The 24,702-nt window shown below is 62.3% G+C and carries 23 protein-coding genes; 14 read left to right on the forward strand and 9 right to left on the reverse strand.

What is annotated here, in order from left to right; genetic code table 11:
• Positions 1–8: 8 nt before the first annotated feature.
• Positions 9–3,251 carry an efflux RND transporter permease subunit gene (locus RCH06_RS03450; RefSeq protein WP_327080030.1) on the reverse strand — a complete coding sequence of 1,081 codons (3,243 nt, stop codon included), beginning with the start codon at positions 3,249–3,251 and terminating at the stop codon, positions 9–11.
• Positions 3,252–3,599: 348 nt separating this feature from the next.
• Between RCH06_RS03450 and RCH06_RS03455 the strand changes: the two genes are divergently transcribed.
• On the forward strand, positions 3,600–3,725 hold the full coding sequence (locus RCH06_RS03455) for a hypothetical protein (RefSeq protein WP_327080031.1): 126 nt from the start codon (positions 3,600–3,602) through the stop codon (positions 3,723–3,725).
• A 385-nt stretch (positions 3,726–4,110) separates the two neighbouring features.
• On the opposite strand, the gene RCH06_RS03460 is transcribed toward RCH06_RS03455, so the two are convergent.
• Both RCH06_RS03460 and RCH06_RS03465 read right to left on the reverse strand, forming a co-directional pair.
• Positions 4,111–7,212 (reverse strand): efflux RND transporter permease subunit, encoded by a 3,102-nt coding sequence (locus tag RCH06_RS03460; RefSeq protein ID WP_442799587.1) that lies wholly within the window; start codon positions 7,210–7,212, stop codon positions 4,111–4,113.
• A 152-nt stretch (positions 7,213–7,364) separates the two neighbouring features.
• Entirely contained in the window at positions 7,365–8,741 is a 1,377-nt protein-coding gene (locus RCH06_RS03465; RefSeq protein ID WP_327080033.1) for an efflux RND transporter periplasmic adaptor subunit, read from the reverse strand.
• Positions 8,742–9,029: 288 nt separating this feature from the next.
• Here RCH06_RS03465 and RCH06_RS03470 point away from each other — a divergent pair, with 288 nt between their 5' ends.
• The 4 genes from RCH06_RS03470 to RCH06_RS03485 all read left to right on the forward strand — a co-directional run bounded on the left by RCH06_RS03470 (position 9,030) and on the right by RCH06_RS03485 (position 12,681).
• Entirely contained in the window at positions 9,030–9,533 is a 504-nt protein-coding gene (locus tag RCH06_RS03470) for a GNAT family N-acetyltransferase (RefSeq protein WP_327080034.1), read from the forward strand.
• Positions 9,534–9,990: 457 nt separating this feature from the next.
• Complete coding sequence (locus RCH06_RS03475) at positions 9,991–11,466, forward strand: SulP family inorganic anion transporter (RefSeq protein ID WP_327080145.1); 1,476 nt, start codon at positions 9,991–9,993, stop codon at positions 11,464–11,466.
• A 39-nt stretch (positions 11,467–11,505) separates the two neighbouring features.
• A complete protein-coding gene (locus tag RCH06_RS03480) occupies positions 11,506–12,360 on the forward strand; it encodes a universal stress protein (protein ID WP_327080035.1) in 855 nt (284 codons plus the stop codon).
• 3 nt (positions 12,361–12,363) lie between these two features.
• Entirely contained in the window at positions 12,364–12,681 is a 318-nt protein-coding gene (locus RCH06_RS03485; RefSeq protein WP_327080036.1) for a YnfA family protein, read from the forward strand.
• A gap of 7 nt (positions 12,682–12,688) precedes the next feature.
• Here RCH06_RS03485 and RCH06_RS03490 read toward each other — a convergent pair whose 3' ends face one another.
• Positions 12,689–13,975 carry an arsenic transporter gene (locus tag RCH06_RS03490; protein WP_327080037.1) on the reverse strand — a complete coding sequence of 429 codons (1,287 nt, stop codon included), beginning with the start codon at positions 13,973–13,975 and terminating at the stop codon, positions 12,689–12,691.
• Between the two features lie 157 nt (positions 13,976–14,132).
• The gene (locus RCH06_RS03495) at positions 14,133–14,483 is read right to left on the reverse strand and encodes an ArsR/SmtB family transcription factor (RefSeq protein ID WP_327080038.1); all 351 of its coding nucleotides are present in this window, start codon (positions 14,481–14,483) and stop codon (positions 14,133–14,135) included.
• A 73-nt stretch (positions 14,484–14,556) separates the two neighbouring features.
• Between RCH06_RS03495 and arsC the strand changes: the two genes are divergently transcribed.
• The 4 genes from arsC to RCH06_RS03515 all read left to right on the forward strand — a co-directional run bounded on the left by arsC (position 14,557) and on the right by RCH06_RS03515 (position 17,092).
• A complete protein-coding gene (gene arsC / locus RCH06_RS03500) occupies positions 14,557–15,012 on the forward strand; it encodes an arsenate reductase (glutaredoxin) (RefSeq protein WP_327080039.1) in 456 nt (151 codons plus the stop codon).
• Entirely contained in the window at positions 14,999–15,730 is a 732-nt protein-coding gene (gene arsH / locus RCH06_RS03505; protein WP_327080040.1) for an arsenical resistance protein ArsH, read from the forward strand. Before arsC ends, arsH begins: the two co-directional genes overlap by 14 nt.
• A gap of 191 nt (positions 15,731–15,921) precedes the next feature.
• Entirely contained in the window at positions 15,922–16,179 is a 258-nt protein-coding gene (locus RCH06_RS03510; protein ID WP_327080041.1) for a hypothetical protein, read from the forward strand.
• A gap of 46 nt (positions 16,180–16,225) precedes the next feature.
• On the forward strand, positions 16,226–17,092 hold the full coding sequence (locus RCH06_RS03515) for a GNAT family N-acetyltransferase (protein ID WP_327080042.1): 867 nt from the start codon (positions 16,226–16,228) through the stop codon (positions 17,090–17,092).
• Between the two features lie 46 nt (positions 17,093–17,138).
• Here the strand turns inward: RCH06_RS03515 and RCH06_RS03520 are convergent, their stop codons facing one another.
• On the reverse strand, positions 17,139–18,113 hold the full coding sequence (locus RCH06_RS03520) for an NADPH:quinone oxidoreductase family protein (RefSeq protein ID WP_327080043.1): 975 nt from the start codon (positions 18,111–18,113) through the stop codon (positions 17,139–17,141).
• Between the two features lie 155 nt (positions 18,114–18,268).
• Here RCH06_RS03520 and surE point away from each other — a divergent pair, with 155 nt between their 5' ends.
• The 4 genes from surE (at position 18,269) to rlmD (ending at position 22,440) form a co-directional block, all read left to right on the forward strand.
• Positions 18,269–19,054 (forward strand): 5'/3'-nucleotidase SurE, encoded by a 786-nt coding sequence (surE, locus tag RCH06_RS03525; protein WP_327080044.1) that lies wholly within the window; start codon positions 18,269–18,271, stop codon positions 19,052–19,054.
• A 13-nt stretch (positions 19,055–19,067) separates the two neighbouring features.
• Positions 19,068–19,922, forward strand: a complete 855-nt coding sequence (locus tag RCH06_RS03530; protein ID WP_327080045.1) for a protein-L-isoaspartate(D-aspartate) O-methyltransferase — start codon at positions 19,068–19,070, stop codon at positions 19,920–19,922.
• A gap of 145 nt (positions 19,923–20,067) precedes the next feature.
• A complete protein-coding gene (locus RCH06_RS03535; RefSeq protein ID WP_327080146.1) occupies positions 20,068–20,847 on the forward strand; it encodes a peptidoglycan DD-metalloendopeptidase family protein in 780 nt (259 codons plus the stop codon).
• Between the two features lie 129 nt (positions 20,848–20,976).
• Positions 20,977–22,440 carry a 23S rRNA (uracil(1939)-C(5))-methyltransferase RlmD gene (gene rlmD, locus RCH06_RS03540; RefSeq protein WP_327080147.1) on the forward strand — a complete coding sequence of 488 codons (1,464 nt, stop codon included), beginning with the start codon at positions 20,977–20,979 and terminating at the stop codon, positions 22,438–22,440.
• Between the two features lie 70 nt (positions 22,441–22,510).
• Here the strand turns inward: rlmD and RCH06_RS03545 are convergent, their stop codons facing one another.
• Positions 22,511–23,203, reverse strand: coding sequence for a Bax inhibitor-1/YccA family protein (locus RCH06_RS03545; protein WP_327080046.1), 693 nt, complete (start codon positions 23,201–23,203; stop codon positions 22,511–22,513).
• A gap of 203 nt (positions 23,204–23,406) precedes the next feature.
• Here RCH06_RS03545 and RCH06_RS03550 point away from each other — a divergent pair, with 203 nt between their 5' ends.
• Entirely contained in the window at positions 23,407–23,814 is a 408-nt protein-coding gene (locus RCH06_RS03550; protein WP_327080047.1) for a GlcG/HbpS family heme-binding protein, read from the forward strand.
• A gap of 251 nt (positions 23,815–24,065) precedes the next feature.
• On the opposite strand, the gene hemP is transcribed toward RCH06_RS03550, so the two are convergent.
• Together hemP and RCH06_RS03560 are read right to left on the reverse strand one after the other, a co-directional pair.
• Positions 24,066–24,281, reverse strand: coding sequence for a hemin uptake protein HemP (gene hemP / locus RCH06_RS03555; RefSeq protein WP_327080048.1), 216 nt, complete (start codon positions 24,279–24,281; stop codon positions 24,066–24,068).
• A gap of 10 nt (positions 24,282–24,291) precedes the next feature.
• Complete coding sequence (locus tag RCH06_RS03560; RefSeq protein ID WP_327080049.1) at positions 24,292–24,702, reverse strand: ExbD/TolR family protein; 411 nt, start codon at positions 24,700–24,702, stop codon at positions 24,292–24,294.

A 24,702-nucleotide genomic window follows, 5' to 3' on the forward strand; every position in this document is an offset into this window, starting at 1 on the left:
GGCGTGCCTTATTGCGATGGCAGCAGACGCGCTGCGGGCGGCGCGTCTGCCGGGTCATGGGGGTGGCGGCTCAGGTGGCGCTCTGACGGGCTGCGGCGGCGCAGCTTGTCGAGCAGCACATACACCACGGGTGTGGTCAGCAGCGTGAGCACCTGGCTGACCAGCAGGCCGCCAATGATGGTGATGCCCAGCGGGCGGCGCAGCTCGGCGCCTTCGCCAAAACCGATGGCCAGTGGCAGCGCGCCCAGCATGGCGGCCAGCGTGGTCATCAAAATCGGGCGAAACCGCAGCAGGCAGGCTTCGCGCACCGCTTCCACGGCGCTCAAGCCGCGCGCGCGTTCGGCATCCAGCGCAAAGTCGATGATCAAGATCGCGTTTTTCTTGACGATGCCAATCAGCAGAAAAATGCCGATCAGCGCGATGATGGAAAAATCCATCTTGAACAGCAGCAGCGCCAGCAACGCCCCCACGCCGGCTGAAGGCAGCGTCGAAAGCACCGTCAGCGGATGAATCAGGCTTTCGTACAGAATGCCCAGCACGATATAAATCACCACCAGCGCCGCCAGAATTAGCAGCGGCTGTTCATTTTGCGACTGCTGCGCACTGAGCGCCGTACCCGAAAAACTGCCGCGTACATTGTTGGGCAGGCCAATGGCGGCCTCTGACTCCTTCACCACCGCCTGCGCATCGCTGAGCGTGCTGCTATCCGCCAGGTTGTAGGAAATGGTGGTCGAGAGTTCGCCGTCTTCATGGCTGATGGACGCGGCAGTGGTGTTTTCGGTAAAGCGGGCGATGGCCGACAGCGGCACCATCGTGGTGCTGGACACGCTCAGCGTCTGGCCCGATGACGCATCACGCAGGCCCGGGTTGACCACGGTGGAGGTCGTGGCGGTGCCGGTCGTGCCGGTGCTGGCGGCTTTTTTGGCCGGCACATAAATGTCTTTCAGCGCTTCCGGGCTGCTGATGTAGCGCTGGGCCACCTGCATGATGACGTGGTACTGGTTTTGTTCACCGTAAATGGTGGCGACCTGGCGCTGGCCAAAGGCGTTGTACAGCGCGTTGTCGACATCGCGCGAGCTGATGCCCAGCCGCGCCGCGCTTTCCTTGTCCACCGTGACCATGGTTTCCACGCCGTTTTCCTGCTGGTCGGTGTCCACGTCAGTCAGCGCCGCAGACGTTTTCATCTGGTCGGCCAGGCGCGTAGCCCATTTTTTCAGGTCGGCGTCGTTGTCGCTTTTCAGCGTGTATTGATAGGTGGAATTGCTTTGCCGCCCGCCGCCGCGCAAGTCCTGCACCGGATTCAGAAACAGGCTGACGCCGGTGACTTGCGCCAGTTTGGGTCGCAGCCGCGCAATCACGGCCTGGCCGCCCTCGGTGCGTTGCCCGACCGGCTTGAGGTTGACGAACATGAAGCCACCGCCCGCGCGCGAACCGCCGGTGAACCCCACCACGGTATCGACCGCCGGATCAGCGCGGATGATGTCGACCAGTTGCTTGAGCTTGGTTTGCATCGCCTGAAACGAAATGCTCTGGTCAGCGCGCAGCCCGCCCCTGATCTGGCCGGTGTCTTGCTGCGGAAAAAAGCCTTTCGGCGAAGCCACGTACAGATAAGCGTTCAGGCCAATCACGGCCAGCAAAACCAGCATGACGATAAGTTTGCTGCCCAGCGCCCAGTCGAGTGAAACCTCATAGACCCGCAGAACCCGGTTAAAGCCGTTTTCAAATCCGCGTGCGATGCGGCCGGGCGGTTTCGTGGCGGCATGCGGCTTGAGCAGCCAGGCGCACATCATGGGCGTGGTGGTGAGCGAAATCACCAGTGAAATCAGCACCGCCGCCGACAGCGTGACGGCAAATTCGCGGAACAGCCGGCCGGTTTGCCCGCCCATGAACAGCAGCGGAATAAACACCGCCACCAGCGACAGGCTGATCGACAGGACAGTGAAACCGACTTCGCGCGCGCCCAGCAGCGCGGCCTTGAAGCGGTCCATGCCGGCTTCGATGTGGCGGCTGGTGTTTTCCAGCACGACGATGGCGTCGTCCACCACAAAGCCGGTCGCTACCGTGAGCGCCATCAGGCTCAGGTTGTTCAGGCTAAAACCCATCAAATACATCACGCCGAACGTCCCCAGCAGCGAGACCACCGTGGCCACAGCCGGAATAAAGGTGGCGCGGACATTGCGTAAAAACGCGCTGACGACGAGCACAACCAGCGCAATCGAAATGAGCAGCGTCACCTCGATTTCATGCAGCGAGGCGCGAATGGAGTTGGTACTGTCAGACGCCACCTGAAGCTGTACATCCTGCGGCAACTGCGCCTGCAGCTCGGGCAGCAGCGCCCGTACGGCATCGACCGTGGCAATCACGTTCGCGTCGGGCTGGCGCCTGACCAGCACGACGACCGCCGGCTGGCCGTTGAACAGGCCCAGCGTGTTGGTGTTTTCCACGCCGTCTTTGACATCGGCAACATCGCTGAGGCGGATGGCTGCGTTGTTGCGCCAGGCAATCACCAGGCCTTTGTAATCCGCCGCGCGCAGCCCGCCTGAGGCGGTGTTGCCGGTGGCGTAAATCTGCAGCCGCTTGCCGTTGCCTTCAATCGCGCCACGGGGCCGGTTGGCGTTGGAGGCCTGCAGCGCAGCGCGCACGTCTTCCATGCTGACGCCGTAGCGGTTCAGGGCAAACGGCAACAACTCGACGCGCACAGCGGGCAGCGAGCCGCCGCCCAGTTCCACATCGCCCACGCCGGGCACCTGGGCGATTTTTTGCTGCACCAGATTGGACACTTCGTCGTAAATCTGGCCGGGCGAGCGGGTTTTGGAGGTCAGCGCCAGGATGATGACGGGCGACGCGGCCGGGTTGGCCTTGCGGTAGGTCGGGTTGCTGCGCAGGCTGGCGGGCAGGTCGGCGCGCGAGGCGTTGATGGCGGCCTGGACTTCTCGGGCGGCTGAATCGATTTTGCGGTTCAGGTCGAACTGCAGGCTGATGCGGGTCGAGCCGCTGCCGCTGTTGGAGGTCATTTCGTTGACGCCGGCGATCACGCCCAAGCGCCTTTCGAGCGGCGTGGCGACGCTGCTGGCCATGGTGCTGGGGCTGGCACCGGGCAGCGAGGCGCTGACCGAGATGACCGGGAAGTCGACCTGGGGCAGGGGGGATACGGGCAGGACGAAGAAAGCACCGATGCCGGCCAGGGCGATGGCGATGGTCAGCAGGACGGTTGCGATGGGGCGCCTGACGAAGGGTTCGGACAGGTTCATGGCTTGGCCCTTTTGCTGTATCGGCCTTTTGGGTTCTTGGCTTTGGCTGGCTGGCCGGGGGTTGCCCGGCGGCAACTCACTTTTCTTTGCTTCGCCAAAGAAAAGTGAGCAAAAGAAAGGCGACCCGGCTGTCTGGGACCCTGCGCTTCGCTACGGGCAACCTTTGAGCACCCCGAAAAACGGGGGTCCGCGCAAACTCGCCTACGGCTCAAACAGCGCGCGGCCCTGATCCCGTTTTTCCCGACGCTCAAAGGCCCAGACAGAACGGGAATGGCGGGAGCGGGAGCTGGAACGGATTCGGATGCGAGAACGGGCGTTTTCGCATGAAAAGTGCTGCTGGTCCACGCCATGTATGCGCAAACAGCTATCGAATTAGTAGTATCTTTGGCGGTGGCGGTGGCGGTGGCGGTGGCGGTGGCGGTGGCGGTGGCGGTGGCGGTGGCGCGGTTGGTGTTTGGTGGCTTGGCTGTTTGACTTCTATTCCCCGCCAGTCCCGTTCTGTCTGGGCCTGTGATGACCTGCAAAAACGGGATCAGGGCGGCGTGCTGTTTGAGCGGAACGAAGTGCAGCGAGTTTGCGCCGACCCCCGTTTTTGCGGGGCAGCGCAGGTTGCCCGAAGCGAAGCGCAGGGACCCAGACAGCCGGGTCGCCTTTTCTTTGGTGACTTTCTTTTGGCGAAGCAAAAGAAAGTTACTGGCCGCCGGGCCACCCCCGGCCAGCCAGCCAACGCAGAAAAAACCAAGGCCCAAATCTACGCCAAGCCAAGTCAAATCCAACGCACCCAACTCGCTACTAATTAAATAGCTACCCGCACAAGCAGGACAAGCACAACCCCCAGAAAAAGCATAAAAAAGAAGCATCAACCCCGCTCCTTCCGCCCAAACCGCTGCCCCAGCCGGTCAAACGCCAGATAAATCACCGGCGTCGTGAACAGCGTCAACACCTGGCTCACGATCAAGCCACCAAAAATAGCCAACCCCAGCGGCCGCCGCAACTCTGCCCCTTCGCCAAAACCCAGCATCAACGGCACGGCTGCAAACAGCGCCGCCAGCGTCGTCATCAAAATTGGCCGAAAGCGCAGCAGCGCCGCCTGGTGAATCGCCTCCTGCGCCGACTTGCCTTCATTGCGCTCGGCGTCAATCGCAAAGTCGATCATCATGATCGCGTTCTTTTTCACGATGCCGATCAAGAGAATAATGCCGATGATGCCAATCACGCCCAAGTCCGAGCCGCTCAGCATCAGCATCAACAGCGCACCCACGCCCGCCGACGGCAGCGTCGAGAGAATCGTCATCGGATGGACATAGCTTTCATACAGCACGCCCAGCACGATGTACACGCAAATCACCGCCGCCAGAATCAGCCACAACTGGCTTGACAGCGACGCTTGGTACGCCCCAGCCGCGCCCAGGAACGTCAAGCTCACGCTGGCCGGCAGGGCGATGTCTTTGGCGGCTTGCTTGATCTCGTCCACCGCCTTGCCCAGCGACACACTCGGGGCCGTGTCAAAGCCCAGCGTGGTGGCCGGGTACTGCGCGACGTGGGTGATTTGCAGCGGCGCGGCCTGCTCGGTGATGGTGGCAATCGACGAAAGCGGCGTGGTCGTGCCTGCGCCGGTTTTCAGCGGCAGGTTGCCCAGCGAAGCCGTGGTGGCCAGCGGGTCGGGCAGGGCTTCCAGAATCACGCGGTACTGGTTGGTTTCGGTAAAGATGGTGGACACAATGCGCTGGCCAAAGGCGCTGTAGAGCGCGTCGTCAATCGACGCGGTGCTGATGGCCAGGCGCGACGCGGTGTCGCGGTCGACCGAAATGTACGCGCCCGACCCCTTGGCGTCGGCGTCCGACACCACGTTGCGCAGGCTGGCCGATTGGGCCATTTGCGCGGCCAGTTTGGTGGCCCATTGCACAACGGTGGCGTTGTCTGCGCCTTCCATTGACACGCGGAACTGCGTCGGGCCGGTTTCGGCATCAATCGTCAAATCCTGCGTCGGCTGCAAATACAGCGTGACGCCCGCGACCTGGCTGGCGCGCTGGCGCAGTCGCTCCATCGTCTCCGGCTGGCTGCTGCTGCGCGTGCGCTTGAGGTTGATCAGCATGCGGCCGGTGTGCAGCATGGTGTTGTTGGCCGCATCCACGCCGATGAAGGAACTCAGCGTGTCCACGTCCGGGTCTTGCAAAATTTCGCGGGCCGCTGCCTGCTGCAACTCGGCCATGCGGGCATATGACACCGACTGCGCGGTTTCGATGCGGGCTTGCAACTGGCCGGTGTCCTGCGTGGGAAACAGGCCCTTCGGAATCACGATGTAGAGCAGCACGGTCAGCACCAGCGTGGCCAGCGCCACCAGCAGCGTTGCGCCCTGATGCCTGAGCACCCAGGTCAAGCCGTGGTCGTAGCGAACGATGACGTTGTCGAAAAAGCGCTGCATCCGTCCGACCGGCTTGTCCGGCGTTTCATTCACGGGTTCAGGCTTTAGCCATCTTGCTGACATCATGGGAACGAGCGTCAGCGACACCACGGCGGAAATCAAAATCGTGATCGCCAGCGTGACGGCAAATTCGCGGAACAGCCGGCCCACCACGTCGCCCATGAACAGCAGCGGAATCAGCACGGCAATCAGCGACACCGTGAGCGAAATAATCGTGAAGCCGATTTGCTTTGCGCCCTTGAGCGCGGCCAGCATGGGCGTTTCGCCTTCTTCGATGTAGCGCGCGATGTTTTCAATCATCACGATGGCGTCATCGACCACGAAGCCGGTGGCAATTGTCAGCGCCATCAGGCTCAGGTTGTTCAGGCTGTAGCCGAGCAAATACATCGCGCCGCAGGTGCCGATGAGCGAAATCGGCACGGCCAGGCTGGCAATCACGGTGGCGCGCACATTGTGCAAAAACGCAAAAATCACCAGCACCACCATCAGCACCGCCAGCAGCAACTCAATCTCGACATGCAGCACCGAGGCGCGAATGCCGGTGGTGCGGTCGCTCAGCACATCAACGCGCATTTGTGTCGGCAGGCCGGCCTGCAACTCGGGCAGCCGCGCCTTGATGGCGTCGACCGTGGCAATCACGTTGGCACCGGGCTGGCGTTGGACGTTCAGGATGATGGCGGGCACCAGCCGTTTGCCGGGCGTACCGATGCAGTCGTTGTCCTGGGTGGATGCTTTCGCGGCATCCGGCGTGCATTCGATGCTGGCCCACGCGCCCAGCTGCGTGTTTTCAGCGCCTTCGACGACTTTGGCCACGTCTGACACGCGCACGGCCGCGCCGTTGCGGTAGGCAATGATCAGGTTTTTATAGTCTTCGGCAGCCAGCAACTGGTCGTTGGAATTGATCGAATACGAGCGCGTCGGGCCGTCAATGCTGCCTTTGGCCCCGTTGGCATTGGCTGCGCTGATGGCTGTGCGCAGCGCATCGAGCGCCAGTCCGTAAGACGCCAGCGCCCGCGTGTCGGCCTGAATGCGCACGGCAGGCCGCTGGCCGCCACTGAGCGCCACCAGCCCGACGCCATTGACCTGGCTGATTTTCAGCGCCAGCCGGGTGTTGACGATGTTTTGCACCTCGGTCAGCGGCAGCGTGTCGGAGGTGATGGCCAGTGTCAGCACTGGCGCATCGGCCGGGTTGACCTTGGCATACACCGGCGGTGCGGGCAGGTCGGCGGGCAACAGCGAACCGCCGGCATTGATGGCGGCCTGCACTTGCTGCTCGGCGACATCCAGCGCCAGCCCGAGGCCAAACTGCAGCGTGACGATGGACACGCCGGAGGCGCTGGTCGAACTCATGCGGCTCAGTCCAGCCATCTGGCCGAACTGGCGTTCCAGCGGCGCAGTGACGGTTTGCGCCATGACTTCGGGGCTGGCACCGGGGTAGAGCGTTTGCACCTGAATGGTCGGGTAATCGACCTGAGGCAAGGCGGACAGCGGCAAAAACTTGAAGCCCACCAGACCCGCCAGCACGATGGCGACCATCAGCAACGCAGTGGCGACCGGGCGCTGGATAAACGGGCGCGACGGGCTGGCGGTGGAGCGTTCTTGCGCCGCGCCGAAAGGGTCAAGGGCGAAAGAGGTGTCGGGTGACGTGCCGGGTGACGCGCCGGGCTCGCCGGCGAGCGCGGGGGGCGTCATGCGCCCTCGGCTTGCGAAGCGCGGCGGCGTTGCGGGCTGGAAGCGCCGTCAGCCGGTAATTCGGCGGTGGCGGTTTCAGCGCCAGCCGGGGCCGAAGCGCCCGGCTTGGGGCCGCCGGGGCGCTGGCGTTTGCCGCCTGACGCCGCACCGCGCGGGCCGGCAGGCGCATCGCCCTGCAGCACCACGGGCGCACCATCTTTGAGCCGGTCAGCGCCTTCGGTAATCACTTGTTCGCCGGCTTTCAGGCCGGAAGTCACCTGAATCTTGTCGGCGGTCGCCTGACCGCGCTTGACCGGACGCAAACTGACGGTGCGCTCGGCGGCGTTCAGCACATAGACAAAATCGCCTTCATTGCCGCGCCGCATCGCTGCCACGGGCACGGTCACGGCGTTTTCAATGGTTCTGAGCTGTAGCTGGACGTTGACGAACTGGCTGGGAAACAGCGCCAGCTTGCTGTTGGCAAAACGCGCCTTGGCCTTGACCGTGCCGGTGGTGGTGTCCACTTGGTTGTCGAGCGATGAAAACACGCCGCTTTCCAGCACGCTGGAGCGGGTGCGGTCGAGTGCGGTGACCTGCATGGTTTTGCCGGCCACGGCTGACTGCTGTAATTCGCCGGCCATGTCCTGCGGCACGGCAAACACCACATCCACCGGGCTGATCTGGGTGATCAGGACGATGCCGTTGGCGTCGCTGCTGCTGACCACGTTGCCGACATCGACCGTGCGCAAACCGACGCGGCCACTGATGGGTGCCACGACGCGGGCATAGCCCAGGTTCAGTTTGGCCGTGCCTTCGCTGGCCTTGTCAATCACCACCGTGCCTTCAAGCTGCTTGACCAGCGCGGCCTGGGTGTCGACCTCCTGACGCGCAATCGAGTCCTGCCCGAGCAACGTCTTGAAGCGCGCCAAGGTGACGCGGGCGCTGGCCAGCTGCGCCTCATCACGCTGGCGCTGGCCGCTGGCCTGCATCAGCGCCAGCTCGAATGGGCGGGCGTCAATGGTGGCCAGCAGGTCGCCGGCACGCACGACCTGGCCTTCCTTGAACAAGACTTTTTCCATCACGCCCGAGACCTGCGGCCTGACTTTTACCGTCGACTGCGGTGTCACCGTGCCCAGCGCTTCCAGGATGACGGGGAGGCTGCTGCTTTCAGCGGTCGCCACGCCAACAGTGGTGGCCACCGGGCCGCGTCGCCCGCCTGCAGCGCCCGGTGCGGCTTTTGACGCATCCGGGTGCGTCAGGTGCCAGGTCAGCCAGCCAGTGCCACCCAGAATCAGCAGCGCCAGCAGGCCGCCCACCACGCGGCTGCGGCGGCTCAAGTGTTTGCGGGGAATTGCATCGGGGCCGGCGTGCGGCGTTTCGGCTTTCGGGTCCATGACCTGTCCTTGTTGCCCGCCACGAGGGCGTGCCTGTGGTTTTTTTGTTGCTTGGCGCGTGGCGTCAACGGCAAGGCTGAAGGAAGCCGGGTTGCAGCTTTTTCGGGCGGCTAACCCGCCTTCAACCGTCGTGCGGGAATTATCACTGCAAGCTCCGGATGGCAGGTATAGGGCATGAAAGAGACCGGTAAATGTCCCGTAAAGACTTGGGTTTGGCCGGCGGCAGCGCGGGCAGCTGCGCGCCTTTCCTAGAATGAGCGCTTTTTTATCTTTTCCGGAAAACGCCCCGTGAACCCAGCTTGCCCTCTTGATCTGCGCCTCTGCCGAGCCGACTACCACAACCCGGTTCATGCCGACGCCCTCGTGCAGCTGCTCGACGCCTACGCCCAAGACCCCGCCGGGGGCGGCGAAGCGCTCAGCGCCTTTGCCAAAGCCAACCTGGCCAAAGCGCTGGCCGCGCGCCCGCAGGCGTTCAGCGTGCTGGCGTTTGCAGGCGAGCAGCCGGTTGGCCTGATCAACTGCATCGAAGGCTTTTCAACCTTTGCCTGCCGACCCTTGGTGAATGTTCACGATGTGGCGGTGCTGGCTGGCTTTCGGGGTCAGCGGGTGGCCGAGCAGATGCTGGCGCTGGTCGAGCAAATCGCCCAGGAGCGCGGCGCGTGCAAGCTGACGCTCGAAGTGCTTGCCGGCAACGCCAGCGCCATCCGCCTCTATGAACGCGTCGGTTTTGCCGGCTACCAGCTCGACCCGGCGATGGGACAGGCACAGTTTTTTCACAAATGGCTGGGGTAAGGGCGGCGGTTGTTGTTGCCGGCTTCAGGTTGAGCTTGCAAGGCCTGCGCTGAATGAAGATTTGCTATTAAAAAAATAGCTGCCAGCGCACGCTGGCATTGCGCTAGAGGCAGTTTTTTCATAAAAACACCTGTTTATGCGTCGTCGCACTGGTTTTCAGCGGGGGGTTGCCTGTTCGCGCCAAGAAATGGCGGACGAAACACCGCTGGCTAAAATCCGGACATGCAAATCGTTCTGAACGCGCTCTCCACTTTCCGGGTTTCCTTCCCGGGCAGCGCGTTGCCACGCGGTTACTTTTGCTCGGTCACACCGCCCTGAGCCGTCGCCTTGGGTGCCATGCGCCTTGATGCCTCGCCGGATCAGACCACTTTGCTGCGGTTCTGACCGATTTCCCATTTTTCCCCTTGACTCACGGCTGCCCGGTCACGCGGGGCGCTGTCTTAATCCCTTGAAAACAATTTATTCATCCCTGCGCCAAGACTGGTTTTCCAACATCCGGGGCGATTTGCTGGCCGGCTTGGTGGTTGCGCTGGCCTTGATTCCCGAGGCCATCGCCTTTTCCATCATTGCCGGGGTCGACCCGAAGGTCGGCTTGTACGCGTCGTTCAGCATCGCCGTCATCATTGCTTTTACCGGCGGCCGTCCGGGCATGATCTCGGCCGCCACCGGTGCCATGGCGCTGGTGATGGTGCTGCTGGTCAAGCAGCATGGCTTGCAATATTTGCTGGCGGCTACCGTGCTGACCGGCGTGCTGCAAATCGTGGCCGGGCTGCTCAAGCTGGGCGGGCTGATGCGTTTTGTCTCGCGTTCGGTCATCACCGGCTTTGTCAATGCGCTGGCCATCCTGATTTTTATGGCGCAGTTGCCCGAGCTGACCAATGTCAGCTGGGTGGTCTATGCAATGACAGCGGCGGGGCTGGCCATCATTTACGGCTTTCCGTACATCACCCGGGCGGTGCCGTCGCCGCTGGTCACCATCGTCGTGCTGACCGGCGTGGCGATGCTGTTCAAGCTGGACATTCGCACCGTGGGCGACATGGGCCAGTTGCCCGACAGCCTGCCGATTTTTTTGCTGCCCGATGTGCCTTTGACGCTGGAAACGCTCCAGATCATCTTGCCGTATGCCGCCACGCTGGCGGTGGTCGGCTTGCTGGAGTCGATGATGACCGCTTCGATTGTTGACGAGCTGACCGACACCCCCAGCAACAAGAACCGCGAATGCGTCGGGCAGGGCGTGGCCAACATTGCCACCGGTTTCATTGGCGGCATGGCCGGCTGCGCCATGATTGGCCAGTCGGTGATCAACGTGAAGTCAGGTGGGCGCGGGCGGCTGTCGACGCTGGTGGCAGGCATTGGGCTGCTGGTACTGATCGTGTTTTTGGGCCCGTGGGTCAAGCAGATTCCGATGGCGGCGCTGGTGGCGGTGATGGTCATGGTCAGCATCGGCACCTTCAGCTGGGATTCGATCCGCAACCTGCGCCAGCATCCGCCCAGCTCAAGCCTGGTGATGATTGCGACCGTCGTCATCACCGTGGCCACGCATGACCTGGCCAAGGGCGTGCTGGCCGGCGTGCTGCTCTCAAGCCTCTTTTTTGCGTACAAGGTCGGCAAGGTGCTGCGCATCGACCGCAGCCTGGATGCCGAGGGCCGCCTGCGCACCTACCGTGTGGTAGGACAGGTGTTTTTTGCCTCGTCAGAGAGCTTCATCAACAGTTTTGATTTCAGGGAAGCGGTGCAAAAGGTAATCATCGACGTGAGTCGTGCCCACTTCTGGGACATCACGGCGGTCGGCGCGCTGGACAAGGTGGTGCTCAAGTTCAAGCGCGAAGGCGCTGAGGTGGAAGTGCTGGGACTTGATGAAGCCAGCACGACAATGATGGACCGCTTTGCGGTTCACGACAAACCCGGTGCGGTTGAAAATCTCATGCACTGACGGCATTATTTGCATCTACTTGACAAAAAGGAGCTTCCCATGAAAAAGGTTTATGCCTGCATTGACGGCCTGGCCAGCACGGCTTGCGTGATCGACTGGGCCGCCTGGTCGGCAAAGCAGCTGGCGTTGCCGCTCGATCTGCTGCATGTGCTGGAGCGCACCGACCGCCCGCAGTTCGCCGACTTCAGCGGCGCCATCGGGATGGGTGCGCAAGAGATGCTGCTTGCAGAGCTGAGCGTGCTCGATGTCCAGCGTGCCAAGGTGGCGCTGCAAGCGGGCAAACGCATGCTGGACGATGCCCAGGCGCGCGCCACGGCGGCCGGCGTGGCGTCGGTCGAGGGGCGCTTGCGCCATGGCGAACTGCTCGACAACGTGCTGGAAGTGGAGCCGGACGCGCGCCTGTTCGTGCTGGGCCAGCATTACCGTGCCAGCGACGCGTCAAAAATTCACTTCGACCACCATGTCGAGGGCGTGATCCGTTCGGTGAAATGCCCGGTGCTGGTGGCGACGGGCGCGCCCTTTGCGCCGCCCACGCGGGTCGTCATCGCTTTTGACGGCAGCCCGACATCGCGCACCACCGTCGAAACCGTGGCGCGCAGCCCGATGCTCAAGGGCCTCCCGGTGATCGTGGCGATGGCGGGCACCGACGCCGCGCAGGCGCACCAGCAGCTCGAAGAAGCCCGGCTTGCGCTGACAGCGGCAGGCTTTGAAGCGTCAGTGGCCTTGCTGCCCGGCGAGCCCGAAGACGTGCTGCCCGCTTTCGTCAAGGCGCAGGGCGCGTCGCTGCTGGTGATGGGCGCTTATGGCCATTCGCGTATCCGCCAGTGGATTGTTGGCAGCACGACGACCACGCTGCTGCGGCTCAGCGAGGTGCCGGTGCTGATCCTGCGCTGACGCGTGAAAACCTTTTTCCTGTTCCTGGCGACCGCGCTGGCCGAGATTGTGGGTTGCTACCTGCCTTATCTGTGGCTGAACAAGCAGGCGTCCATCTGGCTCTTGGTGCCGGCGGCGTTCAGCCTGGCGCTGTTCGCCTGGCTGCTGACGCTGCACGAAGCCGCCGCCGGCCGGGTGTATGCCGCTTATGGCGGGGTGTACATCAGCGTCGCGCTGGCGTGGCTGTGGGCGGTGGACGGCGTGCGCCCAACCGCCTGGGACGTGGCCGGCGTGGCGCTGAGCCTCGCCGGTATGGGGCTGATCATTTACCAGCCGAAATAAGGCTGCGTCACCCCAGCGTCAGGCGCAGCGCCAGTGCTGCCAGCGCCACCGACAGCACCGGAACCGTCAGCACGATGCCGACCTTAAAGTAGTAGCCCCAGCCAATTTTGATGCCCTTGCGCGCCAGCACATGCAGCCACAGCAGGGTGGCTAGAGAGCCAATGGGCGTGATTTTGGGGCCCAGGTCGCTGCCAATCACGTTGGCATAGACCATCGCTTCCTTCACCACGCCGGTGGCCTGGCTGGCGTCAATGGACAGGGCGCCCACCAGCACGGCTGGCAAGTTGTTCATGACCGATGACAGCAGCGCCGCCACAAAGCCGGTGCCAAAAGCCGCACCCCAGACGCCGCCCTGCGCAAACAGGTTCAGCAGCGAAGCGACTTCGCCCGTCAGGCCGGCGTTGCGCAGGCCATAGACCACCAGGTACATGCCAAGCGAAAAAACCACGATTTCCCAAGGCGCACCACGCATCACTTTTCGGGTGTTGATCTGGTGGCTACGCCCCGCCACCCCGAGCAGCAGCAACGCGCAGGCCGCTGCTGTCGCGCTAACCGGCACGCCCAGCGGCTCCAGCCCAAAAAAGCCGACCAGCAGCAGCGCCAGCACGACCCAGCCGGCCTTGAAGGTGGCGCTGTCGCGGATGGCGTCCTGCGGCGGTTTGACATGCGCCATGTCGTAGCGCGCCGGAATGCTGCGCCAAAAGTACAGCATCAGCATGCCCAGGCTGGCGCCCACTGCGGCCAGGTTCACCCACACCATCACCGAGGCGTAGCGGTTAAAGCCGATGTTGAAAAAATCGGCGGAAACAATGTTGACCAGGTTGGACACCACCAGCGGCAGGCTGGCGGTGTCGGCAATGAACCCCGCCGCCATCACAAACGCCAGCGTCGCTCCGGGGCTGAAACCCAGGGCCAGCAACACGGACATCACGATGGGCGTGAGGATCAGCGCCGCGCCGTCATTGGCAAACAAGGCCGACACCGCTGCGCCCAGCAGCACGATCAGTGCAAACAGCCGCCGCCCGTTTCCTTGGCCCCAGCGCACCACATGTAGCGCAGCCCACTCAAAAAAACCGGCCTCGTCGAGCAGCAGGCTGATGATGATGATGGCGATAAAAGTTGCGGTGGCATTCCAGACGATGTGCCATACCGTCGGAATGTCGCCGACCTGCACCCCACCCGTCAGCAGCGCAAGCACCGCCCCGAGCGTCGCGCTCCAGCCAATTCCGAGGCCGCGTGGCTGCCAGATGACAAGGATCAGGGTCGCGATAAAAATAAGCAGGGCAGTGAGCATTTCGGGGCGGTTGTGATCAATCTTGCGGTTGGCTTCTGGACGGCATCAAGGCGGCATCAGAAGGAGCCACGTGTTTACTGGATGAAAATTTCGCTATTAAAAAAATAGCTATTAGCGCCCGCTGGCATTGCGCAAGCGGCCAAAATGGCCATGAATATCAGCAAACAGCCGCCGCAACAACGCCGCAAGCCTTGCCTTCGCAGCAATGCTCGGTCAGGTAGGCGAGCAGGGCGTTCATCTGGCCGATGTCGGCGCGGTAGATCAGGTTGCGGCCGCGCGGCTCGCTGCTGACCAGGCCTGAATGGGCGAGTTCCTTGAGGTGAAACGACAGCGCGCTGGGGGCTACGGCCAGTTGCTCGGCCATCACGCCCGGCGTCAGCCCGTCGGGGCCGGCGACCACCAGCGCCCGGAAAACGCGCAGTCGTTGCGCCTGCGCCAGCGCGGCCAGCGCCTTGACGGCGGCAGATTCGTCCAGCGATGGTAATTGAGTAGGGGTTGTTGTTTCCATAGTTCAAATATAATTGAAACGTTGAAGGGTTTCTACTTTTTCGATTCAATTTTTTTAATCAGGAGTTATCTTCATGTCCGATTCAGCAGTCACTCCCGGCTCCGGCATCACGATTTATCACAACCCGAAGTGCGGCACCTCACGCAATGTGCTGGCGCTGATCCGCAACACGGGCGTTGAACCCGAAGTCATCGAGTACCTGCAAACGCCGCCCACACGCGAAACGCTGGTGGCCCTGATCGCGCACATGGCCGTTCCGGTGCGCGACATGATGCGGCGCAAGGAAGCGCTGTATGAAGAACTCGCGCTGGACAACCCGGCCCTTGGCGACGACGCGCTGGTCGATGCCATGCTGGCCCATCCCATCCTGATCAACCGGCCCATCGTGGTGACGCCGCTGGGTGCGCGGCTGTGCCGTCCATCGGACGCGGTGCTGGATATCCTGCCGCTGCCGCAGCGGGCCGCTTTCAGCAAGGAAGAGGGCGAAGTGCGGGTCAACGAACAGGGAGCGCGCGTTGCCGGTCGATAAACCTTTCCTCCAGGATCTGCCGAACATCGACGCCGCCGTGTTTGACGCGCTGACCCGCGCCAGTTTGCAGCCGCAAGCCCCCAGCACGCATGCGCCGCGCATCCTGCTGCTTTACGGCTCGGTGCGCGAACGCGCTTACAGCCGGCTGCTCAGCGAAGAAGCGGCCCGGTTGCTGCAGGCAATGGGCTGCGACACCCGCACTTTCGATCCGCACGGCCTGCCGCTGCCCGACGATGCGCTTGATACGCATCCCAAGGTTCAGGAACTGCGGCAACTCGCGCAATGGGCCGAGGGCATGGTCTGGACCTCGCCCGAACGCCACGGCGCCATGACGGGCGTCATGAAAGCGCAGATCGACTGGATTCCGCTGGCCGATGGCGCGGTGCGGCCGACGCAGAGCAAGACGCTGGCGGTGATGCAGGTATCGGGCGGCTCGCAGTCCTTCAACGCCGTCAACCAGCTGCGCGTGCTGGGCCGCTGGATGCGCATGCTGACGATTCCCAACCAGTCATCGGTCGCCAAGGCTTTTCTGGAGTTTGACGAGGCCGGGCGGATGAAACCATCAAGCTATTACGACCGGGTGGTCGATGTGATGGAAGAACTGGTCAAGTTCACGCTGCTGACGCGCGATGTGTCGCCGTATCTGGTAGACCGTTACAGCGAACGCCGTGAAAGCGCCGAAGCGCTGTCAAAACGCGTCAACCAGCGCGCGCTGTAGCCGGAAATTCCGGTTTTATACGTCAAACAGGCTGCTTGCGCACAGCCAGCGGGGGCAAGCAGCTCCTGATTTAATAGCGTTTTCGCGGTCGGAAAAAGGCTGCCTGCTGTCACACAATTGCCTTTGAACTGACACGCCTGCGTCACCCCCGGTGTTCAAAATTCCGTCATGACCACTTGATGGAGTACGCAATGGCTTTGAATCTGAACCTCGCCGGGGAACCCGGAAAATTTGCTGGCAACGCCGCCAGCGCCATCCTTCACGAACTGGACAAGCAGCGCCTGCGCATTCTTCGCTGTACCGCACACGCCATGGCCAGCAGCCCCGGTGGCCTGCGGTTCAAGGCCGGCACACGGCCCTGGCTGGAGGGGCTGACGGTTGCCGTGAACGCTTCCACCCGGCGCAATGCAGCGCACGGAGAAGCCGGTATGCGATTGGTGGGTCGTTGATCAGACCCATTGGCTTATGAATGCGCTGGAACACAAGGATTTCGCCATGAAAGAATTGCCCACACCGACCTTTGCATTTGCGCCCGCCGCTATGCCACGGAGGTTACTTCATCGATCACCTCCTGCGCGCGCTCCAGCCTTTGCAAAGCCGGCTTCAGGCGTTGCAGTGCCGGTGGGGAAAATCTCGGTCAGCTGGGCCCGCCATCAGGACGAGGTTCGCGAAGCGCAGCGACTGAGGTTTCAGGTGTTTGCGCTGGAAATGGGCGCCACGCTGAGTCAAGCTTTGCCCGGCCACGACATTGACCTGTTTGATGACTACTGCGAACACCTGCTGGTGCGCGACGCAGCCAGCCAACAGGTGATTGGCACCTACCGGGTGCTGACGCCGACGCAGGCCAAACGCGTGGGCAGCACTTACAGCGATACTGAATTTGATTTGGTGCGCTTGCGCGGCCTGCGCGAGCGCATGGTCGAGCTGGGCCGCAGTTGCGTGCATGCCGACCACCGGCATGGCGGCGTGATTCTGGCGCTGTGGGGTGCGCTGGCCGAGTTCATGGGGCGCAACCAGCTGGACATCATGATCGGCTGCGCCAGCATTCCGATGCAGTACAACGGCGTGCTCGGCGGGCACGCCGCCGCCAGCATCTGGCGTCAGCTCCGGCAGACGCATCTGGCAGACATCGAATACCGCGTCACGCCGCGCCTGGCGCTGCCGGTCGAGCAGCTGGATGATTCGCTGGTGGTCGAACCGCCAGCACTGATCAAGGGCTATCTGCGGCTGGGCGCCAAGGTGCTGGGTGCGCCGGCGTGGGATCCGGACTTCAATTCAGCCGATTTGCCGATGATGATGCGCATTGGCGATTTGCCCAGCCGTTACCTCAAACACTTCTCGGCCAACCCGGCGCGGGGCTGAACGTTCGCCTTGAATGCCGCCAGGCAAGCGCCGCGTTGTGGCGGGGTCAGTTCACCATCACCAGTTTGCCCTTGACGCCGCGCGAGCCCATGTGGGCATACGCGGCCTTGAGTTCGGCCATCGGCATGGTGCGGTCAATGACCGGCTTGATCTTGCCTTGCGCATACCACTGGGCCAGCTCGGCCATCGCGGCTGCGTTGGCCTTGGGTTCATTTTTGGCAAAGCCGCCCCAGAACACGCCGACGATAGACGCGCCCTTGAGCAGCGTCAGGTTCAGCGGCAGGGCAGGGATAGTGCCGGCGGCAAACCCCACCACCAGATAGCGGCCGCGCCAGGCAATCGAGCGAAAGGCCGGTTCGGCCAGGTCGCCGCCGACCGGGTCATAGATCACGTCCGGGCCTTTGCCGCCGGTCAGCGTCTTGAGGGCTTCGCGCAGGTCTTGCGTGCTGTAGTTGATGGTGTCGTCAGCGCCAATCGAGCGGCAAAGTTCGCATTTTTCGTCGGTCGACGCAGCGGCGATGACGCGCGCACCCAGCGCCTTGGCAATCTGGATGGCCGACGTGCCCACGCCGCCAGCCGCGCCCAGCACCAGCACGGTTTCACCGGCTTTGAGCTGCGCCCGGTCGACCAGCGCGTGGTGCGAGGTAGCGTAAATCATGATGAAGGCGGCGGCATCGACAAACGGAAAACCGGGCGGCAAGGGCATGCACTGCGCGGCCGGTGCAAGGGTATGCGTGGCAAAGCCGCCCGTGCCCGACAGGCAGGCGACAGGCTGGCCGACCTGCAAATGCGTCACACCTTCGCCCACCGCCTGCACCACGCCGGCATATTCGGAGCCGGGCACAAACGGCAGCGGCGGCTTCATCTGGTACTTGTTCTGCACGATCAGCAGGTCGGGAAAGTTCAGGCTGGCGGCCTTGATTTCGATCAGCACTTCACCCGCCTTGGGCGCGGGCGTGGGCAGTTCTTGCCAGCTCAAGGCGTCAACGCCGGTGGGGTTTTCACAAAGCCAGGCATGCATGGGAGGTCTCCGAATGGTAGGAACAGCAGGTGCCGGGCAGAATGCCGGTCAGCCGGGTGAAATGGATTCAACCGATGCATCATAGGCAAAGCTGCCGGCCCGGCACCCCGGCAAACCCGCGCTTTCTGTCGCAGTCGTGACCTTAGAATCAAGGCATGAAAATTTTGATTTGTAACGACGACGGTTACCAAGCCAGCGGCATTGTTGCCCTCTACGAAGCGCTCAAAGATATTGCCGATGTCGAGGTGGTGGCCCCCGAGCAGAACAACAGTGCCAAATCGAACGCCCTGACGCTGCATTCGCCGATGTATGTGCAAACGGCGGCCAACGGTTTTCGGTACATCAGCGGCACGCCCGCCGACTGCGTGCATATTGCGCTGACCGGTCTGCTCGGTTACCGGCCTGATTTGGTGGTGTCAGGCATCAACAACGGCGCCAACATGGGCGACGACACGATTTATTCGGGCACCGTGGGCGCGGCAATGGAGGCTTACCTGTTCGGCATTCCGGCGATTGCGTTTTCCCAGACCGAAAAAGGCTGGGGCTGCATCGACGTGGCGGCGCAGCAGGCGCGCAACCTGGTGCAGCAGCTGATGCCTTCGCTGGAGGCGGTGGCCGAAGGCGCGCAGTCGACGATTCCACCCTGGCTGCTGAACGTGAATATCCCCAACCTGCCGGCAGACCAATTGCAGGGTTTCAAGGTGTGCCGACTGGGCCGCCGCCATTCTGCCGAGCGTGTCATCATGCAGACCAGCCCGCGCGGCGAAACCATGTACTGGATTGGCGGCGCCGGGCCAGCCAAGGAAGCCGGCGAGGGCACCGATTTTCATGCCACCACGCAGGGCTTTGTCTCCATCACGCCGCTGCAGGTCGATTTGACAGACCACGACCGGCTGCCGTACTGGGCGCAAACAGCTGCCAGGCTGACCCACAGGCACTGAAAAGAATATTTACATGACACCCCCGTCAAACTGGCCTTTTGACGCTGCCGGAAAGGTGCCTTCAGCCGGGTCGCGCGGTGCATTTCCGGCGCAACTCAATTCTGACAAAAGTCATCAATTTGCTATTAAATCAGTAGCTGCTGCCGCAAGCACTGCAAGCGCTTCAGGCCAAAATGATCTGAAAAAGCTATTTCAGGGCGGCGTTTCGGATGGCTTGGGCCTGGATTCGGCAGTGCGCGCACGCATGGTGCGCCGGCTGGCCGAGCAGGGCGTGCTGGATGCGTCCGTGCTGGCCGCCATGCGGGCCGTCGAGCGCCATCATTTCGTCGACACTGCCTTTGCCAATATGGCCTACGAAGACACCAGCCTGCCGATTGGTTTTGGCCAGACCATCTCCAAACCGAATGTGGTGGCGCGCATGCTGGAGCTGCTGCAGCACGGTCGGGTGGACGCCAGCGGCCAGCTCGGGCGGGTGCTTGAAATCGGCACTGGCTGCGGTTATCAGGCCGCCTTGCTCAGCCATCTGGCGACCGAGGTCTACAGCATGGAGCGGCTGCGCAGCCTGCATGACAAGGCGCGCGAGAATTTGCGCAGCCTGCGCCTGGTCAATGTGCATCTGCTGTTGGGTGACGGCATGGATGGTTTTGCCAAGGGCGCGCCGTATGCCGCGATCATTGCAGCGGCATCCGGCGAGGCCATTCCGCCGGCCTGGATTGAGCAGTTGGCGGTGGGCGGGCGGCTGGTGGCGCCGCTGCAGGATGCCAGTGGCGCGCAGGCGCTGGTGGTCATTGACAAGACCGCGCAGGGGATTCGCCAGACTTTACTGGAGGCGGTTCACTTTGTCCCTTTAAAATCAGGCGTCGGCTGAGCTGGCGCTTGCTACTTTTCGCCCTCGTATCCGTCAAAGATGAAAGATGAAAGAATCAATGAGTAAAAGCACATGGCTTCACAGCATGCAACCCGTTGCTGTTTCAGCCTCCAACGACCGCACCCACTGGACTTCCCGGCTGGCGATGCCTTGCGCGCTGGCTGCAGCCGTGTTGCTGGCGGTCGGCTGCAGTTCTTCAATGAACAAGCCGCCCGTCGAAGACCGTGGCGTGTCCCGCACGTCGCCGGGCGATGTGGCCAAGCTGTTGCCCGGTGCCGAAAATGCCGGAAAACCCGGTTATTACACGGTCAAGCCCGGCGACACCATGATGCGCATCGGTCTGGAAAATGGCCAGAACTGGCGCGACATTGCCCGTTGGAACGCGCTTGAAAATCCGAACCTGATCGAAGTCGGACAGGTGCTCAGGGTCGTGCCGCCTGGCAGCGACAACGGCCAGGTGATGGCGCGGCCCGTGACGCCCGGTTCATCTGCTGCCGCACGGCCAGGAGCTGCTGCGCCCACTAGCGTGCCGCCGCCGCAGGCCTCGGGCAGCGACGAAGACGTGGGCTGGATCTGGCCCGCCCAAGGCACGCTGGTGGCCGGCTTTGACGAAGCCAAGAACAAAGGCCTTGATATTTCCGGCAAAACCGGTGATGCCATCGTGGCTTCAGCCGATGGCCGGGTGGTGTATTCCGGAGCCGGCCTGCGCGGCTACGGCAACCTGATCATCCTGAAGCACAACAACACCTTCCTGACCGCCTATGCGCACAACAAGACGCTGCTGGTAAAAGAAGACCAGACCGTCAAGAAGGGCCAGAAAATTGCCGAAATGGGCAACAGCGACTCCGAAAAAGTCAAGCTGCACTTTGAAATTCGCCGTCAGGGCAAGCCGGTTGATCCGGCCAGATACCTGCCCCCCCGCTAAACCTCCACTGCGGAGGTGAGCAAGGAGTCCTGCGCTGGCCGGGCTCCTTTTTTAATGGGGTGACGGTTTTACAAATCAGGCCCGCTGCGGCCCACAAGAAGGCAGGCGCTGCGCCTGAAACCCATGGAAATGATCGAAGAAACCCAGAAACAGCCGCCGGTTGCGCCGCACGAGTATCCGCTTGACCTGCTCACCATCGAGTCGCTCGACATCGAGGCGCAGGGCATCGCCCACCGCGCCGACGGCAAGGTCGTGTTCATTGAAGGCGCGCTGCCTTTCGAGGTGGTGACCGCCAACGTGTACCGCAAGAAAAGCAGCTTTGAAAAAGCCACGCTGATGGCGATTCACCACGAGTCGTCGCAGCGCGTGCGCCCGGTTTGCCCGAACTTCGGCATGCACACCGGCGCTTGTGGCGGCTGCAAGATGCAGCACCTGCACATCGGCGCGCAGGTCGCCGTCAAGCAGCGGGTGCTGGAAGACAACCTGCGCTTTATCGGCAAGGTCAAGGCCGACAACCTGCTCAGGCCGATTGAAGGGCCGGCCTGGCATTACCGCTACCGTGCCCGTCTGTCGGTGCGTTATGTGCGCAAGAAAGGCACGGTGCTGGTGGGTTTTCATGAACGCAAAAGCGGCTATGTGGCCGACATGACCGAATGCCATGTCGTGCCCAAGCATGTCAGCGACATGCTGGTGCCACTGCGCGGACTGATCAGCAGCATGGACGCCCGTGAAACCGTTCCGCAAATCGAAGTGGCTTGCGGCGACGCATTGACCGCCCTGGTGCTGCGGCACATGGAGCCGCTCAGCGAGGCCGACCTGGCCCGTCTGCGCGCCTTTGCGGCGGTCAATCCGGGGTTGCAGTGGTGGGTTCAGTCCGGCGGGCTGGATACGGTCAAACTGCTGGACGACGCGGTGCAGGAGTTGAACTACGGCCTGCCCGAGTTCGGTATCACTATGCCCTTCAAGCCGACCGATTTCACCCAGGTCAATCCGCACATCAACCAGGTGCTGGTGTCGCGTTCGCTGCGCCTGCTCGATGTGCAGCCCAACGAGCGGGTGATTGACTGGTTTTGCGGCCTGGGTAATTTCACGCTGCCGCTTGCCACGCAGGCGCGTGAAGTGCTGGGCATTGAGGGCAGCGAGGTGCTGGTCGCCCGTTCCCGCCAGAATTATGAAAGAAACAAGCCTGCATCGCATGTCCGGCGTGTTCTAGCAGCTACCAAATTTGTAGCGCGCAACCTGTTTGAAATGACGCCCGCCATGCTGGTGCGGGACGGTGCCGCCGAAAAATGGCTGGTCGATCCGCCACGCGAAGGCGCGTTCGAGCTGTTCAAGTCGTTGGCCGCGCTGCACCAGCAGATCGTGACCGGCATCCCGTGCGATGATGGCATTCACCAGCAAAGCCTGGCGCTGAACGGCTGGACGCTGCCCCGGCGCATTGTGTACGTCAGCTGCAACCCGGCCACGCTGGCGCGCGATGCGGGTGTGCTGGTCGAAAGCGGCGCTTACCGCTGCACGTCGGCGGGCGTGGTCAACATGTTCCCGCACACGGCGCATGTCGAGTCGATGGCGGTGTTTGAGCGGATTGTCTGAACGCGCAGTAGAGGCGTACAGACATGAAAAAAGGGCCACGAAGGCCCTTTTTTATTGCGTTGCAGCGCCCTTAATCGCGTTCGCCGCCCATGATGCCGAGCAGGGCCAGCAAGGCCTGGAACACGTTGAACAGGTCGAGGTAAAGACGCAGCGTGGCGCTGATGTAGTTGGTTTCACCGCCGTCCAGAATCTGCTTCAGGTCATACAGCATGTAGGCGCTGAAAATGCCGATCACTGCCACCGAAATCGCCATCATGCCGGCGGTCGAGCCGACAAAGATGTTGACGATGGAGCCCACCATCACGACCAAAGCGCCGACAAACAGCCATTTGCCCATGCCCGAAATGTCACGTTTGATGACGCTGGCCAGTGTGGCCATGACAAAAAACACGCCAGCCGTGCCGCCCATCGCCGTCATGATCAGTTGCGCGCCGTTGCTGAAGCCCAGAATCATGCCGATCATGCGCGACAGCATCAAGCCCATAAAGAAGGTGAAACCCAGCAGCACCGGCACGCCGGCCGCCGAATTCTTGGTCTTTTCGATGGCGTACATGAAGCCGAAGGCGCCGCCCAGAAAGACGATCAGGCCCAGCCCGCCGCTCAGCGCCTGCGTAATGCCGGTGGCCACGCCCAGCCAGGCGCCAGCCACTGTGGGCAACAGGCTCAGGGCCAGCAACCAGTAAGTATTGCGCATGACCTTGTTGCGCTGTGCGGCAGAATTCGCCAGGTCGGCATAACCGAAGCGTTGAACGTTGTCAGACATGATTTCTTCTCCATAGAGCCCGCGAAGGCGGGCAACAGTTCTATTTTAGGGGTCAAGCCCATTTTTTCAAGCCAGCGGCGCTTGCCAGCTCCTACTATTTGTATGGGTTCTATAAGTCAATTTACAGGCAATGGTTGCGCGAAAGGCTTTTAAATTTGCGTATGCTAGGCCCTCCTCTCAATCCACTCCAGAAAGAAAACAACATGAAAACAAAATCAGTGCTCGAACAATCCGACATCAAGACCATCGCCGCTGCCGCTGAGGCCGAAGCGCTGAAGAACAACTGGGCCGTGACCATCGCCATCGTTGATGACGGCGGTCATTTGCTGCACTTGCAGCGTCTCGACGGTGCCGCACCCCTTTCAGCGCACATCGCGCCCGCCAAGGCCAACACCGCCGTCATGGGCCGCCGCGAGAGCAAGGTCTATGAAGACGTCATCAACGGCGGCCGCACGTCCTTTTTGTCAGCGCCCTACATTCAGGGCATGCTTGAAGGCGGCGTGCCTATCCTCAAGGACGGCGAGTGCATCGGTGCGGTCGGCGTCAGCGGCGTGAAATCCACCGAAGATGCGCAGGTTGCCCGCGCCGGTATTGCCGCTATCGGCCTGTAATCGCGCCAGTGGCCGCACCGCTGCGGGCCTGTAGAACAAAAAAGCCGACGCTTGCGTCGGCTTTTTTACGTTAGTTGCTCTTTGTATCTTGTGCCCTGGAGGCCGCATCACTCTCTGCAGCGTACGCGGGTAAAAAAAGCCTGGCTATTCGGCCCTTGAAGGCCCGTTGCTGGCAAAAACGACCTTGGGGCTTTTGGCCCTGATCGTCCCACGATGAAACTGGTGAATGAAGTATGTTGCGTGCGGCGGGTTTATTTGGTCAGGATCAGCTTGCCCAGGCGGGTGGCTTGCAGGCGGTAGGTCGAGCCGTTGTGGCTGATCTCCACGGTTTTTTCACCCCGCAACAGATCGGTGCTGTCCACGCAGCCGGAGCGCGTGCCGGTGGCTGGCCGGTTGGGCTCAGAAGCAGAAGCAGGGTTGGCCGTGATGACGTTTTGTGGCTCAAGCGGGAAGGAGTCTTTGCGCATGGGGCGTGTCTCAGTTCTTCGGTTCGGTGATGAAGCCGATCTTGCGCAAGCCGGCCTGCTGCGCCGCTGCCATGGCCTGCGCCACGCGCTCGTAGCGCACCGCCTTGTCGCCGCGAATGTGCAGGTCGGGTTGCGGATTCTGCGCTGCCGCAGCCTGCAGGCGGGGCGCCAGTTCGTCGTCGGCAATTTTGGTGTCGTTGATGAAATAACTGCCATCGGCATCCACGCTCAGCCGAACCGTTTCCGGCTTGACAAGTTCCTGCTGGTTGCTGGCGCGCGGCAGGTCGATGTTGACGGAATGCTTCATGACCGGCACGGTGATGATGAAGATGATCAGCAACACCAGCATGACATCGACCAGCGGCGTCATGTTGATCTCGTTCATCACCTCGTCAGTGTCGTCCTGGGTTCCAAAAGCCAT

This window comes from Polaromonas sp. CG_9.5 (assembly GCF_035984465.1).
In the GTDB taxonomy this organism is placed as follows: domain Bacteria; phylum Pseudomonadota; class Gammaproteobacteria; order Burkholderiales; family Burkholderiaceae_C; genus Polaromonas.

Coding starts and splice junctions, on each gene's coding strand:
- surE (WP_327080044.1), top strand. CDS start 18,269: ATGAAAATTTTGATTTGTAACGACGACGGTTACCAAGCCAGCGGCATT.
- RCH06_RS03495 (WP_327080038.1), bottom strand. CDS start 14,483: ATGGAAACAACAACCCCTACTCAATTACCATCGCTGGACGAATCTGCC.
- RCH06_RS03465 (WP_327080033.1), bottom strand. CDS start 8,741: ATGGACCCGAAAGCCGAAACGCCGCACGCCGGCCCCGATGCAATTCCC.
- RCH06_RS03490 (WP_327080037.1), bottom strand. CDS start 13,975: ATGCTCACTGCCCTGCTTATTTTTATCGCGACCCTGATCCTTGTCATC.
- RCH06_RS03550 (WP_327080047.1), top strand. CDS start 23,407: ATGAAAACAAAATCAGTGCTCGAACAATCCGACATCAAGACCATCGCC.
- RCH06_RS03455 (WP_327080031.1), top strand. CDS start 3,600: ATGTATGCGCAAACAGCTATCGAATTAGTAGTATCTTTGGCGGTGGCG.
- RCH06_RS03460 (WP_442799587.1), bottom strand. CDS start 7,212: ATGGTCGCCATCGTGCTGGCGGGTCTGGTGGGCTTCAAGTTTTTGCCG.
- RCH06_RS03530 (WP_327080045.1), top strand. CDS start 19,068: ATGACACCCCCGTCAAACTGGCCTTTTGACGCTGCCGGAAAGGTGCCT.
- RCH06_RS03450 (WP_327080030.1), bottom strand. CDS start 3,251: ATGAACCTGTCCGAACCCTTCGTCAGGCGCCCCATCGCAACCGTCCTG.
- RCH06_RS03560 (WP_327080049.1), bottom strand. CDS start 24,702: ATGGCTTTTGGAACCCAGGACGACACTGACGAGGTGATGAACGAGATC.
- RCH06_RS03510 (WP_327080041.1), top strand. CDS start 15,922: ATGGCTTTGAATCTGAACCTCGCCGGGGAACCCGGAAAATTTGCTGGC.
- RCH06_RS03545 (WP_327080046.1), bottom strand. CDS start 23,203: ATGTCTGACAACGTTCAACGCTTCGGTTATGCCGACCTGGCGAATTCT.
- RCH06_RS03515 (WP_327080042.1), top strand. CDS start 16,226: ATGAAAGAATTGCCCACACCGACCTTTGCATTTGCGCCCGCCGCTATG.
- RCH06_RS03520 (WP_327080043.1), bottom strand. CDS start 18,113: ATGCATGCCTGGCTTTGTGAAAACCCCACCGGCGTTGACGCCTTGAGC.
- hemP (WP_327080048.1), bottom strand. CDS start 24,281: ATGCGCAAAGACTCCTTCCCGCTTGAGCCACAAAACGTCATCACGGCC.
- RCH06_RS03480 (WP_327080035.1), top strand. CDS start 11,506: ATGAAAAAGGTTTATGCCTGCATTGACGGCCTGGCCAGCACGGCTTGC.
- RCH06_RS03535 (WP_327080146.1), top strand. CDS start 20,068: ATGCCTTGCGCGCTGGCTGCAGCCGTGTTGCTGGCGGTCGGCTGCAGT.
- arsC (WP_327080039.1), top strand. CDS start 14,557: ATGTCCGATTCAGCAGTCACTCCCGGCTCCGGCATCACGATTTATCAC.
- rlmD (WP_327080147.1), top strand. CDS start 20,977: ATGATCGAAGAAACCCAGAAACAGCCGCCGGTTGCGCCGCACGAGTAT.